20 protein-coding genes are annotated in these 14,920 nt (G+C 59.6%); 12 read left to right on the top strand and 8 right to left on the bottom strand.

Features of this window, described 5'->3' with window-relative positions:
* The first annotated feature begins 73 nt into the window (after positions 1–73).
* The 3 genes from modA to modC are packed head-to-tail and all read left to right on the top strand — an operon-like array spanning position 74 to position 2,621.
* On the top strand, positions 74–853 hold the full coding sequence (gene modA / locus D1224_RS04085; protein ID WP_119378641.1) for a molybdate ABC transporter substrate-binding protein: 780 nt from the start codon (positions 74–76) through the stop codon (positions 851–853).
* A gap of 6 nt (positions 854–859) precedes the next feature.
* Positions 860–1,531: a molybdate ABC transporter permease subunit gene (modB, locus tag D1224_RS04080; RefSeq protein WP_119378640.1), complete on the top strand. Its 672-nt coding sequence runs from the start codon at positions 860–862 to the stop codon at positions 1,529–1,531.
* The gene (modC, locus tag D1224_RS04075; RefSeq protein ID WP_182482161.1) at positions 1,521–2,621 is read left to right on the top strand and encodes a molybdenum ABC transporter ATP-binding protein; all 1,101 of its coding nucleotides are present in this window, start codon (positions 1,521–1,523) and stop codon (positions 2,619–2,621) included. The genes modB and modC overlap by 11 nt, the downstream gene beginning before the upstream one ends.
* Positions 2,622–2,624: 3 nt before the next feature.
* Here the strand turns inward: modC and D1224_RS04070 are convergent, their stop codons facing one another.
* Complete coding sequence (locus tag D1224_RS04070; RefSeq protein ID WP_119378638.1) at positions 2,625–2,864, bottom strand: accessory factor UbiK family protein; 240 nt, start codon at positions 2,862–2,864, stop codon at positions 2,625–2,627.
* An 88-nt stretch (positions 2,865–2,952) separates the two neighbouring features.
* Here D1224_RS04070 and lgt point away from each other — a divergent pair, with 88 nt between their 5' ends.
* On the top strand, positions 2,953–3,900 hold the full coding sequence (gene lgt / locus D1224_RS04065) for a prolipoprotein diacylglyceryl transferase (RefSeq protein ID WP_119378637.1): 948 nt from the start codon (positions 2,953–2,955) through the stop codon (positions 3,898–3,900).
* Positions 3,897–4,949 carry a class I SAM-dependent methyltransferase gene (locus tag D1224_RS04060; RefSeq protein WP_119378636.1) on the top strand — a complete coding sequence of 351 codons (1,053 nt, stop codon included), beginning with the start codon at positions 3,897–3,899 and terminating at the stop codon, positions 4,947–4,949. Before lgt ends, D1224_RS04060 begins: the two co-directional genes overlap by 4 nt.
* Here the strand turns inward: D1224_RS04060 and D1224_RS04055 are convergent.
* The 3 genes from D1224_RS04055 to D1224_RS04045 are packed head-to-tail and all read right to left on the bottom strand — an operon-like array spanning position 4,946 to position 7,466.
* The gene (locus D1224_RS04055; RefSeq protein ID WP_119378635.1) at positions 4,946–6,259 is read right to left on the bottom strand and encodes a sensor histidine kinase; all 1,314 of its coding nucleotides are present in this window, start codon (positions 6,257–6,259) and stop codon (positions 4,946–4,948) included. The two genes, D1224_RS04060 and D1224_RS04055, sit on opposite strands and share 4 nt — an antisense overlap.
* 56 nt (positions 6,260–6,315) lie before the next feature.
* On the bottom strand, positions 6,316–6,993 hold the full coding sequence (locus D1224_RS04050; protein WP_119378634.1) for a response regulator: 678 nt from the start codon (positions 6,991–6,993) through the stop codon (positions 6,316–6,318).
* The gene (locus tag D1224_RS04045) at positions 6,990–7,466 is read right to left on the bottom strand and encodes a MarR family winged helix-turn-helix transcriptional regulator (protein WP_119378633.1); all 477 of its coding nucleotides are present in this window, start codon (positions 7,464–7,466) and stop codon (positions 6,990–6,992) included. The genes D1224_RS04050 and D1224_RS04045 overlap by 4 nt, the downstream gene beginning before the upstream one ends.
* Positions 7,467–7,519: 53 nt before the next feature.
* Between D1224_RS04045 and D1224_RS04040 the strand changes: the two genes are divergently transcribed.
* A complete protein-coding gene (locus D1224_RS04040) occupies positions 7,520–8,410 on the top strand; it encodes a branched-chain amino acid aminotransferase (RefSeq protein WP_119378632.1) in 891 nt (296 codons plus the stop codon).
* Here D1224_RS04040 and D1224_RS04035 read toward each other — a convergent pair.
* Together D1224_RS04035 and D1224_RS04025 are read right to left on the bottom strand one after the other, a co-directional pair.
* A complete protein-coding gene (locus tag D1224_RS04035) occupies positions 8,407–9,321 on the bottom strand; it encodes a protein phosphatase 2C domain-containing protein (protein WP_119378631.1) in 915 nt (304 codons plus the stop codon). The two genes, D1224_RS04040 and D1224_RS04035, sit on opposite strands and share 4 nt — an antisense overlap.
* Before the next feature lie 334 nt (positions 9,322–9,655).
* On the bottom strand, positions 9,656–10,291 hold the full coding sequence (locus D1224_RS04025; RefSeq protein WP_119378629.1) for a peroxiredoxin: 636 nt from the start codon (positions 10,289–10,291) through the stop codon (positions 9,656–9,658).
* Here D1224_RS04025 and D1224_RS16725 point away from each other — a divergent pair.
* Positions 10,290–10,418: a hypothetical protein gene (locus D1224_RS16725; RefSeq protein WP_267897072.1), complete on the top strand. Its 129-nt coding sequence runs from the start codon at positions 10,290–10,292 to the stop codon at positions 10,416–10,418. The genes D1224_RS04025 and D1224_RS16725 overlap by 2 nt on opposite strands.
* The gene (locus tag D1224_RS04020) at positions 10,415–10,939 is read left to right on the top strand and encodes a SixA phosphatase family protein (RefSeq protein WP_119378628.1); all 525 of its coding nucleotides are present in this window, start codon (positions 10,415–10,417) and stop codon (positions 10,937–10,939) included. Before D1224_RS16725 ends, D1224_RS04020 begins: the two co-directional genes overlap by 4 nt.
* 100 nt (positions 10,940–11,039) lie before the next feature.
* Here the strand turns inward: D1224_RS04020 and D1224_RS04015 are convergent, their stop codons facing one another.
* Both D1224_RS04015 and D1224_RS04010 read right to left on the bottom strand, forming a co-directional pair.
* Positions 11,040–11,234, bottom strand: a complete 195-nt coding sequence (locus D1224_RS04015) for a hypothetical protein (protein WP_119378627.1) — start codon at positions 11,232–11,234, stop codon at positions 11,040–11,042.
* A 215-nt stretch (positions 11,235–11,449) separates the two neighbouring features.
* Positions 11,450–11,590 (bottom strand): DUF2256 domain-containing protein, encoded by a 141-nt coding sequence (locus D1224_RS04010; protein WP_119379889.1) that lies wholly within the window; start codon positions 11,588–11,590, stop codon positions 11,450–11,452.
* 86 nt (positions 11,591–11,676) lie between these two features.
* Here D1224_RS04010 and D1224_RS04005 point away from each other — a divergent pair, with 86 nt between their 5' ends.
* The 4 genes from D1224_RS04005 (at position 11,677) to D1224_RS03990 (ending at position 14,840) form a co-directional block, all read left to right on the top strand.
* Positions 11,677–12,666, top strand: a complete 990-nt coding sequence (locus tag D1224_RS04005) for an NAD(P)/FAD-dependent oxidoreductase (RefSeq protein WP_119378626.1) — start codon at positions 11,677–11,679, stop codon at positions 12,664–12,666.
* Between the two features lie 46 nt (positions 12,667–12,712).
* A complete protein-coding gene (locus D1224_RS04000; RefSeq protein WP_119378625.1) occupies positions 12,713–14,155 on the top strand; it encodes a glycosyltransferase in 1,443 nt (480 codons plus the stop codon).
* Positions 14,156–14,169: 14 nt separating this feature from the next.
* The gene (locus D1224_RS03995) at positions 14,170–14,397 is read left to right on the top strand and encodes a hypothetical protein (protein ID WP_119378624.1); all 228 of its coding nucleotides are present in this window, start codon (positions 14,170–14,172) and stop codon (positions 14,395–14,397) included.
* Between the two features lie 71 nt (positions 14,398–14,468).
* Complete coding sequence (locus tag D1224_RS03990) at positions 14,469–14,840, top strand: nuclear transport factor 2 family protein (protein ID WP_119378623.1); 372 nt, start codon at positions 14,469–14,471, stop codon at positions 14,838–14,840.
* Positions 14,841–14,920: the final 80 nt, after the last annotated feature.

The following is a 14,920-nucleotide window of genomic DNA, read 5'->3' as shown; positions in this document are numbered from 1 at the left end:
TATACGGAATGGCCGGTGGGCTGCTCGATCTCTATGCGTTGCTGACCAATATGCAGAGTGGTAGACGGTTGAAATGTCGAGATTGCTCTGGATCAGACGTGCCGGGATAGCGGTCACACTGCCTCTGGCCCTGATTGCGGGGTGCGGACAGGCGCATCAGGGCGACGTGATGGTCGCGGTCGCCACGAATTTCCTGGATACCGCGAAGGTGCTCGAAGCGGAGTTCGAAGCAGAGACAGGCTTCGAAGTTACGCTGTCGTCAGGATCGACGGGACAGCTTTATTCGCAGATAGAGAATGGTGCGCCGTTTGATGTTTTCCTCGCAGCGGACAGGGACCGTCCGCGAAGGCTAATCGAGGCGGGGCGAGGCATGGAAGGCACGCAGTTCACCTATGCGGCCGGCCGCTTGGTCCTATGGATGCCAGCCTCACAGACACCGCAGTTCGATGGAGAGAAAGAACTTCGTGATGGCGCCTACCGCGCGGTTGCTCTGGCAAACCCGGCGCTGGCGCCATATGGCGCGGCGGCAGAGGAAACGCTGGCTTCTCTCGAACTCGCGGATCTTGTGTCAGACCGGGTCGTCTATGGCCAGAATATCGGTCAGGCCTACGCGCTCGTGGCGAGTGGCAATGCGGAACTTGGCTTTGTCGCGGCATCGCAACTGGCCAGCCGTGTCGCACCGGATAGGGGCGGGGTCTGGGCTGTGCCGGACGACCTTCATGCGCCGATCCGTCAGGACCTCGTCCTTATGCAACGTGCAGCGGGAAATGACGCGGCGCTAAAATTCATCACCTTCCTTCGCAGCGATAAGGCGCTCTCCATCATGCGCGAGTATGGCTATGAAGCAGGTTGACCCGTGATGCCTGATTTGGGGCCGGTCCTGCTTAGTCTGCATCTGGCAGCCGTGACGACAGTCATCCTGCTCATGATTGGCGTGCCGCTGGCCTACTGGCTGGCAACGACGAAGACCGGTCTGAAGCCAGTGGTCGAGGCGGTGACCGCGCTGCCGCTGGTCTTGCCGCCGACCGTGATCGGGTTCTACCTTCTCATCCTGATGAACCCGTCTGCGCCTATGGGCGGCGCCTGGGTCAGCATGACAGGTGGGAGCCTCAGCTTTTCCTTTGCTGGGCTGGTTTTTGCGTCAGTTATCTATTCGCTGCCCTTCATGGTTCAGCCGCTACAATCGGCATTCGAGGCAGTTGGGCGCGGACCTATGGAGGTAGCGGCGACACTCGGCGCATCGAAGCTGGATGCCATCTGGAACGTGCTGCTGCCGCAGTCTGCACGGGGCATCCTGACGGCCTGCGTGCTCACATTTGCGCATACGATTGGTGAGTTTGGTGTGGTGCTGATGGTCGGTGGCAACATTCCTGACCGCACGCGTGTAATCTCAATCGCGATCTATGAGCATGTGGAATCTGTCGAATACGCCGAGGCCCATATCCTCTCTGCAGGGCTGCTCATCTTTTCATTCGTGACCCTGATTGGCGTCTACGCCCTGAACAGGAGCTATCGCCTCCGTGTCAGCTGATCGCCTTTCTCTCGACATCGCGCTCGCCCGCAAGACGTTCAGCCTGAACGTGCGCGAGACGTTGGTGCTGGATGGTGTTACGGCGGTGTTTGGACCGAGTGGCAGCGGCAAGACTACGTTGCTGAGAGCGATTGCCGGGCTGGAGAGTGGCGCGGAAGGCAGCATTTGCTTCGCCGAGACGGTCTGGCGGGACAGCGCCGAAGGAAATTTCGTTCCGGCGCATCAGCGCGCTGTCGCCTACGTCTTTCAGGACGCCCGCCTGTTCAGCCATCTCGATGTGAGAGGAAATCTGGACTTCGCGGCGAAGCGGGCGCGAAAAGCGGGACGGGCGCCGAATGTCGATGGGGCTGTCGAGGCTTTCGGGATACAAGGATTACAGGACCGGCGGGCAGACTCTCTGTCAGGGGGCGAAAGCCGGCGGGTGGCGCTCGCGCGAGCGGTTCTATCATGTCCTGATCTGATGCTGCTTGATGAGCCACTGACGGGGCTCGACCGGGCGGCCCGACGGGAAATCCTGCCCTTCCTGAAAAGGCTGCCCGAACAGTCTGCCTGCCCGATCCTTTATGTCAGTCATGATCTGGAAGAGGTCGCCGCATTGGCGTCCCGTATCGTCGTCATGAGAGAGGGGCAGGTACTGGCGAACGGTCCGATTGGCGAGGTTGGTAGAAGCCTGGATCTCGGCCCACTTTCCGAGGGCGCTGGACCTGCTTCCCTGATCGAGGTGCAGGTCACCCGGATCGACACTGATGGCGGCCTGATGGCGCTGGATGCGGGCGGTGAAGTCCTGCGCCTGCCAGCTGCGCCCGGGACGCAGGAGGGAGATCGGCTGCGGCTATTCATCGACGCACGCGATGTGGCGATTGCTGTAGAGCGTCCGGGCCCGATGTCGATCCGGAACATCTTGCCTGCACAGGTCGGCCGGATCGTTTCGAGCGATACGGCCGCTGATGCGCTCGTTGACCTCTTTTTTGGCGGAGAGATGATCAGCGCGCAGATAACACGTCAGGCCCTTTCAGAGCTGCAGCTTGAGACCGGCCAGCAGGTGTTCGCTCTTATGAAGAGCGTCCGACTGGCCGGTGATTTTCGCTGAGACCTATTTTTTCTCGAGCGCTTCGACGCGCGCTTCCAGCGCCTCGACCTTTTCAAGTGCGCTGATCGCGATCACCCGAAGGGCTTCGACTTCGTCACGTTCGACGAGGTCCATGTCAGCGACGAACTCGCGAACGCGCGACTGCATGGCAGTACGCGCTTCTTCACCTGCTGAGCGGGCAGCGCCCATGGCGCCTGTCATCAGGCCTGCAAGATCATCGAGCAGTGGATTTGTATTGGCCATGCGGTTACTCCTTGCCGCGACTAAGGGGAGAGACTAGCCGGTATCGGTCTACAGATAGGCGACGCCGCGCGATGGGAAAAGGCAGCCAATGCACGCACTCTATACAGCAGCGCTAAGTTTTCCGGAGTTCAATCCGGCGCTTGTCGAGATCGGCAGCTTCCCGATCCGCTGGTACGCCCTCGCCTACATCGCCGGCCTCATCATCGGCTGGCGCTATGCCGTGATGCTGGTGAAGCGTGAGCGCCTGTGGGGCGGCACGAGCCCGGCAACGCCAGACGATGTCGATGACATCCTGTTCTATGTGACGCTGGGCGTCATCCTGGGCGGACGCATCGGCTATATCCTTTTTTACCAGCTTCCTTTCCAGTTCGAGACGGTCCAGCGCGACCCGTGGAGCCTCCTGCGCATATGGGAAGGCGGTATGTCCTTCCACGGCGGCCTGCTTGGCGTCGCGATTGCCATTCTGGTTTCGGCAAGGATGCGCGGCGTGAAGCTGCTGCCGCTGGCCGATATTGCGGGTGCTGTTGCGCCTATCGGTATCTTCTTCGGGCGGTGCGCCAATTTCATCAATGCAGAGCTTTATGGCCGCCACACCGATGCGTCGGTCGGCATGGTTTTCCCTGAAGCCAATACCGGCGGGACGCCGTCAGCCTATGATTGGCAGTCCAATGAGTGGATCTATTGCCGCGACCAGAACCCGGCTTTCCGCCTGTGCGAGCCGGAAATGCCGCGCCATCCAAGCCAACTTTATGAGGCTTTCCTTGAAGGCTTGCTGCCCTTCGCGGTCATCTCGTTCCTTATCTGGAAATTCGGTCTGCTGAAGCGCCGCGGCCTTGCGGCGGGCATTTTCCTGCTCTTTTACGCGGCTGGGCGTACGGTCTCCGAACAGTTCCGGGAGCCCGATAGCTTCACAATGGGTGTACTGCCCGACTTCATTACGATGGGTCAGTTGCTGTCGCTCCCGATGTGGATCGGCGGGGCGTATCTGGTCTGGCATGGCCTCAGCAAACCGCCGGCTGGCGCCGCGAGGGCATGACGGGACTGAAGGCCAAGCTGAAGACGCTCATCGAGGCAGGCGGGCCGCTGCCCGTGTCTGCCTATATGAACACCTGTCTGCATGACCCCGAATTTGGCTATTACGCCACGCGTCCTGGAATCGGCCGGGACTTCATCACGGGGCCGGAAATCAGCCAGGTTTTCGGTGAGCTGCTTGGCCTATGGATCTTGCATGAATGGCAGGCGCTTGGTGCGCCAAATCCGTTCGATCTTGTCGAGGTTGGCGCTGGCCGCGGCACGATGATGAACGACATGATGCGGGCGATTTCTAGCGTCGGTGGAGGTGAGCGTTTTCGTCTCTCCATCAGCGAGGCAAGCCCGGTCTATGCAGCTGCCCAGAAAGCACGTCTCTCAGAGTTTCATCCCGATTTTCTTGGCGCGTTCGAGACGCTGGGTGAGCGGCCATTCCTGCTGGTGGCTAATGAGTGGCTGGACTGCCTGCCAGCGCGCCAGTTCGTGAAGGGCGGCGACGAAGGCTGGCTGGAGCGGGTCGTTGGCCTGTCAGAGGAAGGTGAGCTTACTTTCGGGCTTGCGACGGACAAGGTGGAGGCGCTGTCCGGCGAGGCAGCAGATGGCCAGACGTCTATTGAGGTACAGCCTGCGCTCGACACGCTCTGCGAGACACTGGCGACCGCGTTCTCTCGCGCGCCCGGACGTGCCCTTCTGATCGATTACGGGCCGGCCGGGTATGCGCCGGGAGATACGCTGCGCGCGTTCAAGGATGGGGCGCAAGTCAGCCCGCTAGCGATGCCAGGCGAAAGCGACCTTACCGTCGATGTGGACTTTGCGCGTCTTGCACGGCTGGCGAAGAAACGCGGCCTTGGAGTGTCTGGTCCGGTCGAGCAGGGGCCATTCCTGATGGCGCTGGGCGCAGAGGCTCGGATGCAGACGCTTATCAAGGCCAATCCTGACCGTGCCGAACAGATCTATGAAGGCGTGAAGCGGCTCGTCGATCCGGCCGAACTTGGCGGCCGGTTCAAGGTGATCTGTCTCAGTGCGCCGGGTCTGCCGCCACCGGCAGGCTTCTAGGCAGGCAGCCGGAAGCGCACCCGGAGCCCGCCAAGCGGGCTATCCTCCAGTCGGATATCGCCGCCATGCTGGCGGGCCGTGTCCCGTGCGATGGAGAGGCCGAGGCCCGTGCCGGGCACATTCTGGTTTCGCGAGTCATCGAGACGATGGAAAGGCTTGAAGGCTTCCTCGCGCTTGTCTTCGGCGATGCCGGGGCCGTCATCATCGACGATCAGTTCGACCATGTGTGGGCCTTCGATGACTTCCACTTCAACTTTGTCGGCGAAGCCCTGCGCGTTTGAGATGAGGTTGGAGACGGCACGGCGGATCAGGCCCTGGCGGGCAATAATAGTGACAGGTGCTTTGGCGCGAATATGCGCTTGTCCGCCAAGAGCCGAAACGATTTCGTCGACCAGTTCATCGAACTGGAATGTGGTCGACTGCTCGCCTTCCTTGCCGCTGGCGAAAGCGAGGTATTCGTCCAGCATGACCGACATTTCCTGAAGGTCCTGGCGGGCGTCTTGTATCTCTGGCGTGTCGTCCATCATGGCGAGTTGGAGCTTCAGCCTTGTCAGCGGCGTGCGCAGGTCATGGCTGATGCCGGCCAGCATTGTCGTACGCTCCTCTGCAAAGGTCGTAAGTCTTGTGCGCATGTCCATCACGGCGCGGGCGGCGTCGCGGATCTCGGTCGCGCCGGAGGGGCGGTAATTGCCCGCATCCCTGCCGCGCCCGTACGCTTTCGCCGCTTCGGTCAGCTTCAGGATCGAGCGGACCTGATTGCGCAGGAAACCAAGGGCGAGCGCGATGAGGATACCGGTCGCACCAATGACCCAGACAATAAATATGTGCCCCGTTGTCGAAAAGGTCCGGTCACGTTCTGCCAGAAAGCGCAGCACATCATCGCCGTCCTGGACACGGATTTCGACGGTTTCGCCATAGCCGGATATGTCGAACCAGAAAGGCTGATCGAGAGAGACTTCGAGCTCCCGCGAGAGAATATCGTCCAGCGCCGAGAAGAAGAGCTCTTTCTGTTCGGTGGGGAGGTCTTCATTTTCAAGCACCACGACGTCGAGTTGCATGGCTTCGCGGGCGTCATCGCGCAGCATGTCGAACTGGCCGGGATACCGGCCCCGAAGTCCGACCATGAATTCGATCTCGCTGGCCATGGTCTGGCTCAGTTTGCGGGAAGTGTGGCGCCAGTGACTGTCATAGAAGATGTAGGTCACTGCGCTCAGCAGAAGGATCACCGGAAGTATCACCATCAGCACCGATCGCGGATAGAGCCCGCGCGGGGTGAAATCTCTAAGACGGAGGCGAACGAGGCGGGACATCAGCAGCAAGCCTTAGTGGCAAGCGGTGGTTTAGCAAAGCGGCAGTTTTCGGCGCTTCAGTCGGGCATGAGACGGTAGCCAATACCGCGCACCGTCTGGATATGAATCGGCTGGCGGGGATCTGGTTCGATCTTGCGGCGCAGCCGCGTCACCTGGACATCGATAGAGCGCTCTGTGCTGTTCGGTGACTTGGAGGCCAGTTCCTCACGGCTGACGGCCTCTCCGGCCTTGGCGGCAAGCATTGATAGGAGATGAAGCTCTGCCTCAGTCAGCCGGACACGACGTGCTCCAGAGGTCAGTTCCTGATGCTTGGCGTTGAAAACGAGGCCCGACATCTCGATTTCTTCGGGCGGCGGTTCGACATGCGTGCGCCGCAGAATGGCATTGATGCGAAGCAACAGTTCTTCCGGCTCGAACGGTTTGGAAAGATAGTCGTCGGCACCTGCCTTCAGCCCTTCGATCCGGTCGCCAGTCTCTCCCTTTGCGGTGAGAAGCAGAACCGGAACGTGCTTTCCTGCGCTGCGGAGGCTCGCAAGCAGTTCAAGCCCTGTCTCACCGGGCATCATGATGTCGAGGATGGCGAGATCGAAATCGAAAGTCGTCATCAGCTTTCGCGCGCTGGCGGCGTCAGCAGCAGCCGTGACCCTCAATCCGTTGCGGACGAGATATTTCTTGAGCAGGTCGCGGATGCGATTGTCGTCATCGACCACCAGAATGTGTTGTGCGTCACTCATTGGGTAAGGGCCTCCAGGACCGCGCGGGTGCCAGACACGGCATGTGCGCCAGCGTCGCGATATGCATCGCGCAGGGCAGAGCGTAACTTGTCCACAAGTGGGCGCAGCATCTGTTCTCCTTCATCCGACAGGGTCAGGCGCCGCCGACGGGCATCGCGCCCGCCTTGCGTCTTTACCACCAGGTTCTTCTTGTCGAGCTCTCCGAGAAGCCGGGCAATAGTTGGCGTCGTTGCTCCCATCTTGTCACGCAATTCACTGACCGTCAGGCCAGGTTCAAAGCGGATCGTCATCAGTAGCCGAAGCCCTGACGCATTAAGGCCAGTCTGACGCTGAGCCTTGCGGGTGATGTCGCTAATAATGCGTTCACTGGCGAGCAGCAGCGCGATACCATTATCGAGCTCTTCCTCCCTGAGAAAAAGCCGCGGATCGACACGAGCGCTTTCGCCTGTCTTCTGGTTGACTTCAGATGCCACAGTCTGAGAATGGAGCCTCTTTCGAGTACAAGTTCAAGCAAGGACAAGAAATAATGGCCGACGCCTCCACACCGTATCACGACCGCGATGGATACATCTGGATGGACGGCGAATTCGTACCGTGGCGCGAGACGACGATTCACGTCCTCACCCATGGCTTGCACTATGCGTCGTCCGTGTTTGAAGGTGAGCGTGCCTATGGCGGCCATATTTTCGAATCGCGTCGTCACACCGAACGTCTTCACCGGTCCGCGAACATCCTTGGCTTCGAGCTGCCCTATACGGTCGATGAGATCGAGAAAGCCAAGCATGAGACGCTGGCGAAATCCGGTCTTGAAAACGCTTATGTGCGCGCCTTTGCCTGGCGGGGCTCGGAAATGATGGGCGTCTCGGCGCAGAACAACAAGATCCACGTCGCGATCGCCGTCTGGCACTGGGGTGATTATTTCGCTGACAAGATGAAGGGCATTGCCATGACGCATGCCCAGTGGCGTCGTCCTGACCCAATGACCGCCCCGTGCGAGGCGAAGGCGGCTGGTCTCTACATGATCTGTACCCTGTCCAAGCACGCCGCAGAGAAAGACGGCTTTGCCGATGCGCTCATGCTCGATTATCGCGGCCATGTGGCAGAGGCGACAGGCGCAAACATCTTCTTCCTGCAGGACGGTGCGCTCCACACGCCAACCCCGGACTGCTTTCTCAACGGCATCACGCGTCAGACAGCCATCAAGCTGGCCAAGGCGCGCCAGATCGAGATCGTCGAGCGCACGATCATGCCGGACGAGCTGAAGAACTTCTCGGAATGCTTTATCACGGGCACAGCAGCGGAAATCACACCGGTTCGCCAGATCGGGGACGTAAACTACAAACCCGGCAGCGTGACCGAAGGTCTGGTCAACGACTATTCAGATCTTGTGAACGGCAAGATCAAGATGCCTGCCTAGGCAGTTTTGCCTGCCGGTGCGTCTGAGGTTTCGAGACGCACCAGCACGGCGCTCGCATCATCTTCCTTTTTGAGGCGCGGTGCGGCCGTGCCATCAGGGTCGCTCGCCTCCAGGCTGCGCAGTTCTTCATAGAGCGGCTTCAGCCCCTGCTGGAGCGCTGCATCGAGCAGTGTCTCTGGCGTGTAGGCATGGAAGTGGTCGATCAGCCGCGCAAATCCGTCTGTCATCATCAAAAGGTTTGCAGGACTGCGCAGGCAGAGTGTGCGTTCGGCGATGTGGCTGGCCGCCTCCGGCACAATGGAGAAGACCCAGTAACCGTCGGGCGTGTTCATGCGGCTGCGTTGCTCCTGCAGGAAGGCGCGAAGCTCATTCTGGGCGGTTTCACTTTCATCGCCATGAAAGGCGGCAAACCGATCAAGCAGCTCCGCATCGCCGCTGCTCGACAGTTCGCCAATAAGGTGAACAGCGCCGCTCTCTTCACGCACAATGGCGCTACAGTCGCCGAGACCCGAAAAGCGGATATGCACCAGGTGACCGCTCTGTTCCCAGCCGCAATAGAGCGCAGCGGCTGAAGGGATGGCAAAATCAGGTACTATTGAGGCTGAGGTCTGCAGGAGAAAGTCATCCCGCACCCGGCCAATGATGCGCCGCAAAGCAACGCGGATCGGTTCCGATGTCTGGGGAAGTTCAGCAAAGCGGGTATTGAGCTGTTCGGCCAGCCAGGCGGCGTCGCTGCCTTCCCTGCCTTCCCTGCCTTCCCTGCTAACATAGGCTTTGTCGGTAACACCGGTCGCGCCATCGATGACCCAGGCGTGCCCCGCCGACGTTCCGACATCCCCATTGGCGCGATCATCATTTGGTGAAGTCCCGCTGGAACGGGACAGGGACTGGATCAGATCGAGGGGCGGCATAATTCGCGTATGGCGCGATTCTTAGACACATTTACGTCTGTGACGTGAAGGTTTTCTGTCACGGCCTGCACGCCGACTTTTTGGTTGGGCCGTCAGCCTGTGTTACCATACGGTTGCAAAGATGGAGTTTGCTATCGGACAGAAAGCAAAGTCAAAGCCGCGTGCGAAGAGCGCCTTGAAGCGCCTGCAGACGATCAGGGCCGTCTATGATGCCCCTGACCGCGTACGACGTAAATTCGGGCTGAAGCGTCGCCGCCTCAGCCCGAGTCAGAAATTGCTGCGAATGGTAAGTCGGTCATTCGGCTGACTGCCGCGCCGTCAGTTCATGAACTGCCTACTTGTTCGGCTGCGCCGTGGTGCGCAGGTAAGGCTTGATCGTCTTGTATCCTTTCGGAAACATCTTGTCGGCGTCCTCATTGGAAACGCTCGGTACGATGATGACGTCTTCGCCGTCCTGCCAGTTCACCGGTGTGGCGACCTTGTAACCGTCCGTCAGCTGTAGCGAGTCGATCAGACGCAGGATCTCATCGAAATTACGACCGGCGCTCGGCGGATAGATGATCGACGCGCGAATTTTCTTTTTCGGGTCAATCACATATACGGCGCGAACAGTCACTTTTGCATCCGCATTCGGATGGATCATGTTGTAAAGCGTCGCGATCTTCTTGTCCGGATCGGCGATGAGTGGAAATTCCACCTTCGCGCCTTGCGTTTCTTCAACGTCCTTGACCCACTCCTTGTGGTCCTCAAGGCTGTCTGCAGAAATCACGATGGCCTTTGCGCCGCGCGCGGCGAGTTTGTCTTTCAGTTTGGCGGTGTAGCCGATCTCCGTCGTGCAGACAGGCGTAAAGTCCGCCGGGTGGGAGAAGAAGACAACCCAGTCATCCCCGATCCAGTCGTGGAAGCTGATATTGCCTTCGGTCGTTTCGGCGTCGAAATCGGGTGCTGTATCACCTAGCAGAAGGCTCATGGCATTCTCCGTTGATTGCTATATCTTCGCCACACAGATTGGCGTCGGCGGGCAAGAGGACAAGTTCAGGGTGCTGATTTCGGTCTTTAATTTTACTAAGGCCACGCTGGCCGTCGAGCGCTCATGAAACGTCTGATCCTGCTTCGCCATGCCAAGACCGAGCTCTGGAATGAGGGCGTGTCGGACCGCGACCGCAAGCTCGTGGCCCGCGGGCACAAGGATGCCGAAGCGATTGGCGATGAGTTGAAAGCGCGGGGATGGGTGCCGGACGCGGCGCTTGTTTCAAGTGCGCGCCGCACGCGAGAGACGTGGCGCCACCTGCAGGACTTCTTTCCGGGCTGCGAGCCAACGCTATTGGACACGCTATACCTTGCCAGCGTGCCGACCATTCTCGACCACGTGACACTGGCGGCGCCTGGTACCTCGACGCTTATTGTCGTCGGGCACAATCCGGGCATGCACGAAGCGTCCCTGTCCATCCTGCGCGAGGCAGGTACGACGGACGAGATGGCAGCGCGGAAACTTGTTGAGAAGCTGCCCACGGGCACAGCGGTCCTGTTTGAATCCGAGGAAGATGAAGCCTTCACGCCCGTGCATTTCAGGATGATGGGCTGGATCAGGCCAAAGAAGCTTCGTACCCAAATGTAGAACCGCCCTGCCGGGCGGGGCAGGGCGGCCTTTTTCAGGGCCCCGGCAGGTTGGGGCGCGATGAGAGTGAGAGTCCCTGCCGGGGTTGCCTGAAGCTTGATCAGACGCGTCCGGCAAGCCTGTTCTGGCGGCGGCGACGCTGGACCAGAAGGGTAGGCTTCCAGGTCCCCGTATTGTCGTTAGCGGCCTTTCCGGACACGCGTCCGGCGGTGCCCGCGAGCACCGGCGTCATGCCGGTCTTGGTCGCAGTCTGTTCCAGACGGGGTTGGCGGGTCTGGGAGGCGAGCGGTTGCATCTGATATTGCTCCTTCGTTGCAAGTTTCCGGTCTTCTGTGCCGGTTGGTTGGTTGTCTGCCGGGGCGGGTTTGTCTCTGTGCCGCCGACGAGATTGATCTAGCAACGAAATTATTGTTTTTCAATATGCGATTATCGAAAAACAATACTATTTCTTAAAATCTGTATATGATTCAGAGAGATAAAAATTACTGTTTTTCGATAAATAGGCTTGCGTCAGCTCTTTTTGGCTTCGCCGCGGCATCTTTTCGAGCAGTAGATCACCTCGTCCCAGACCGATTCCCACTTCTTGCGCCATGAAAACGGCCGCTGGCAGACCGGGCATGTCTTCTGCGGAAGATCGCTTTTGCGGACCATTTTGTTGGAGGTGCGTTTTCTGTCTGCCATCAACCTTGCCTTCTTCACCGATAAACTAGGTCTCAGTCGGGAGCAGGAGAAGTCGGATGACAATTGCAATCATTGGCGCAGGCGTTGCGGGTCTTAGCGCGGCCTCAGATCTGAAGGGAGCCGGCCACGAGGTTGTGCTCTTTGATAAGGGGCGAGGCGCTGGTGGTAGGTTGTCGACCCGGCGCGCTTCCACGCCCGCAGGAGATTTGCGTTTCGATCACGGCGCGCAATTCTTCACAGCGCGCGACACTGTTTTTCGCGCTCTTGTATCTGACCTGGAAACCCGCAGTCACGTGGCAAAGTGGACGCCATCACGTGTCTCTCTCGCCCATACGGGCGGGACATGGTCAGCAGAGCCGCTTCGGTCTGATGACGACTGGTTTGTCGGGGCGCCGTCCATGAACTCACTCGTAAAGGGGATGGCGGAAGGCCACGATGTGCGCTGGGGAGAGCGTGCGATTGCGCTCTCCATTCGCGACGAGGGCCGCTATGTGCAGCTGGACACGTCTGGCTGGCAGGGGCCGTTTGATGCTGTCATTCTTGCCATCCCTGCCGAACAGACGCGCGAACTTCTTGCCGATACCAGTCCTGTACTCGCCAGTGAGGCCGCCGCATCCGTGACAGCGCCGTGCTGGGCGGTGATGCTGGCCTTCGATGCGCCGATCAAGACCGGATGGGATGTGGCCGAGGTTTCCAACTCGCCGTTGAGCCTTGTGGTGCGCAACAGCTCCAAGCCCGGAAGAGGGAATGACGAGACCTTCGTTCTACACGCGACACCAGAATGGACGCGGGCGAATGTCGACAAGGACAAAGAGAAGGTCGCCGAAGAGCTGAGCGGTGTCTTCTGTCAGATGACGGGCGCAGGCGCTCCATCGCTCGCTGCGGCGCATCGTTGGCTATACGCGAAGACGGAGACCCCTGCCAACAGTCCCTATGGCTGGGATCACGCGCAGCGTATTGGCATCGTCGGTGACTGGCGCATCGCGCCTCGCATAGAGGCAGCGTGGCAAAGTGGACACGCGCTTGCGGCCATTTTAATTGATTGAGCAGCCGCAACCTTGAATTAAGGGAACTTCCTGTTTCTATCTCCCCATGCATGTGGGGGGACAGGAAGATAATGTCGTCTGGCTGGAGCCGGGCGATGCGAAGCCAGCGGCGGGCGCGCCGCGGCTTCTGGAAGCCCTTGCCTTTTCCAGAGCCTTGCCGCCGATCCTTAGCGCAGAGCAACGCCTGACCAAGTGGCAATGGGAAGTCTTCGGCGCTTTCCTGAGTATCGTCATCATCGCGCTTCTGTTGTCGCCGGTTCTATTGGGCGTGGCGGCGAAGGTGGTGTTCTGGCTGCTTTTCTCATTGACCGTCGTCTGGCGCCTTGCCCTGACCATCGTCGGCGCGCTGGAGCGGGTGGCCGGCTCTCGCAAGTCTCCGCCCCTTTCCATTCCGGGCCATGAACTGCCGGTCTATTCGGTCCTGATTGCCCTTCGTCATGAGCAGAACATGATGGATCAGCTCGCGGCCAGTCTGAGTGCGATCAACTGGCCGATCGAGCGTCTCGATATTTTGCTTCTGATCGAAGAGGACGACGTTGCGACATATGAGGCGGCGATGAATGCGGACTTCCCGCCAGGGACGGTCTGCATCACCATCCCGCCGGGTGAGCCGATGACCAAGCCGCGTGCGCTGAACTACGGGCTGGCAGCGGCCCTGGGCGATTATGTGACCGTGCTTGATGCAGAGGACCGCCCGCACCCTGACCAGCTGCGCGAAGCATACGGGACCTTTTGCCGGGAGGGCGAAGACGTGCGCTGCGTTCAGGCGCCGCTGGTTGCCAGTAATGGCGCAGATGGATGGCTGCAGGCGCAGTGGACGCTCGAGTATGCGGTGCAGTTCGGCCTGCACGTGCCTGCACTGGCGAGCCTCAGCTTGCCTGTCATGCTCGGTGGGACGAGCAATCACTTCCGCCGCCATGACCTCATCGCCTTTGGCGGCTGGGATGCATGGAATGTGACAGAAGATGCAGACCTCGGTATCCGGATCGCACGTCTGGGCGGGCGGACCGCAACCATTCGAGCGGAAACGCGAGAAACCGCGCCGGAATCCTTGCCCATCTGGACCAGTCAGCGTAGCCGCTGGATCAAGGGCTTCGTCCAGACTTGGCTCGTCTGCATGCGAACGCCTGTGACCTTGCTGCTGGAGCTTGGACCGCTCCGCTGGATCAGTCTTCAGTTGACCCTTGGCGGCGCGATTGTCAGTGCGTTTCTCTATGGGCCAATGGTGTTGATGATATTTCTTGGCACGCTGTTTCCGTCGGTCTTTAACTACACGCCAGTCGACTTCGGACTGTTCATGGCGGGGATGACGGGATGTGTAGTCGCTGACTGTCTGGCGCCCGGAAAGTGGACGGTGTCGCGCGTGATTGCGATCATTACACGGCCGTTCTACTGGCCTCTTCTGACAGCCGCCGCCATCAAAGCCGTGATCGGGCTTGTTCTTCGACCTTTCTACTGGGCGAAGACGCCCCATATCCCTTCGGCATAAACCCAGGGAAAGTCATGCTGGACTGGATCATACCTATCGGGCTCATCGCTCTGTTCTCCATTGTTATGGTGTATTCAAACCTGAGACTGGGAAAACCGCGCCGCGATGGCCGCCCGAACAAGTTGCCATGGGGATTCATCATGGTGTTCTGCGTGCTCGGCATCTTCCTGATGGTGGTGCACCTGTTCAATCTTGCCGGTTTCGAGACCGGGCCTGAACACAGCCTTCTCGGACGCTTCTAGCTTGCGATCAGGTCATCCTTGCCGAAATCTCTTCCCGGGCCTAGAACAAATGCGGAACAATGGAGGTGAGAATGAGCCGAGAAACTTTGAAAGCTGTAGGCGAGACGCTCGTCGCCGCCAATAATGATGGCAGCTACAAGAAACTGATCGATACGATTTACGACGCGGACTGTGTGTCGGTTGAGTCAGCACCGCCGCCGGGCGGCAGCGCTGAGGCGCACGGCGTCGAGGCCATCAAGGGGAAGTGGGCCTGGTGGGAGGACAACCACGACGTCCACGATACCGCCGCAGCCGGTCCGTATCTGCATGGTGAAGACCGTTTCGGCGTCGTTTTCAGCATCGATGTGACCAACAAGGCCTCTGGCGAGCGGGTGAAGATGCAGGAAATTGCCCTCTACACCGTGAAGAATGGAAAGATCGTGCGTGAGGAATTCTTCTACTAGGCAGGACATGACCTGACTTTCCGATCGTGCGTCAGATCGGCCTTGTCGCAGCGTCGGGTCGTGACGCAGAGCGCGGCAAC

This window comes from Henriciella barbarensis, from assembly GCF_003576345.1.
GTDB lineage: Bacteria > Pseudomonadota > Alphaproteobacteria > Caulobacterales > Hyphomonadaceae > Henriciella > Henriciella barbarensis.
This window is presented reverse-complemented; position numbering and strand designations above follow the sequence as displayed.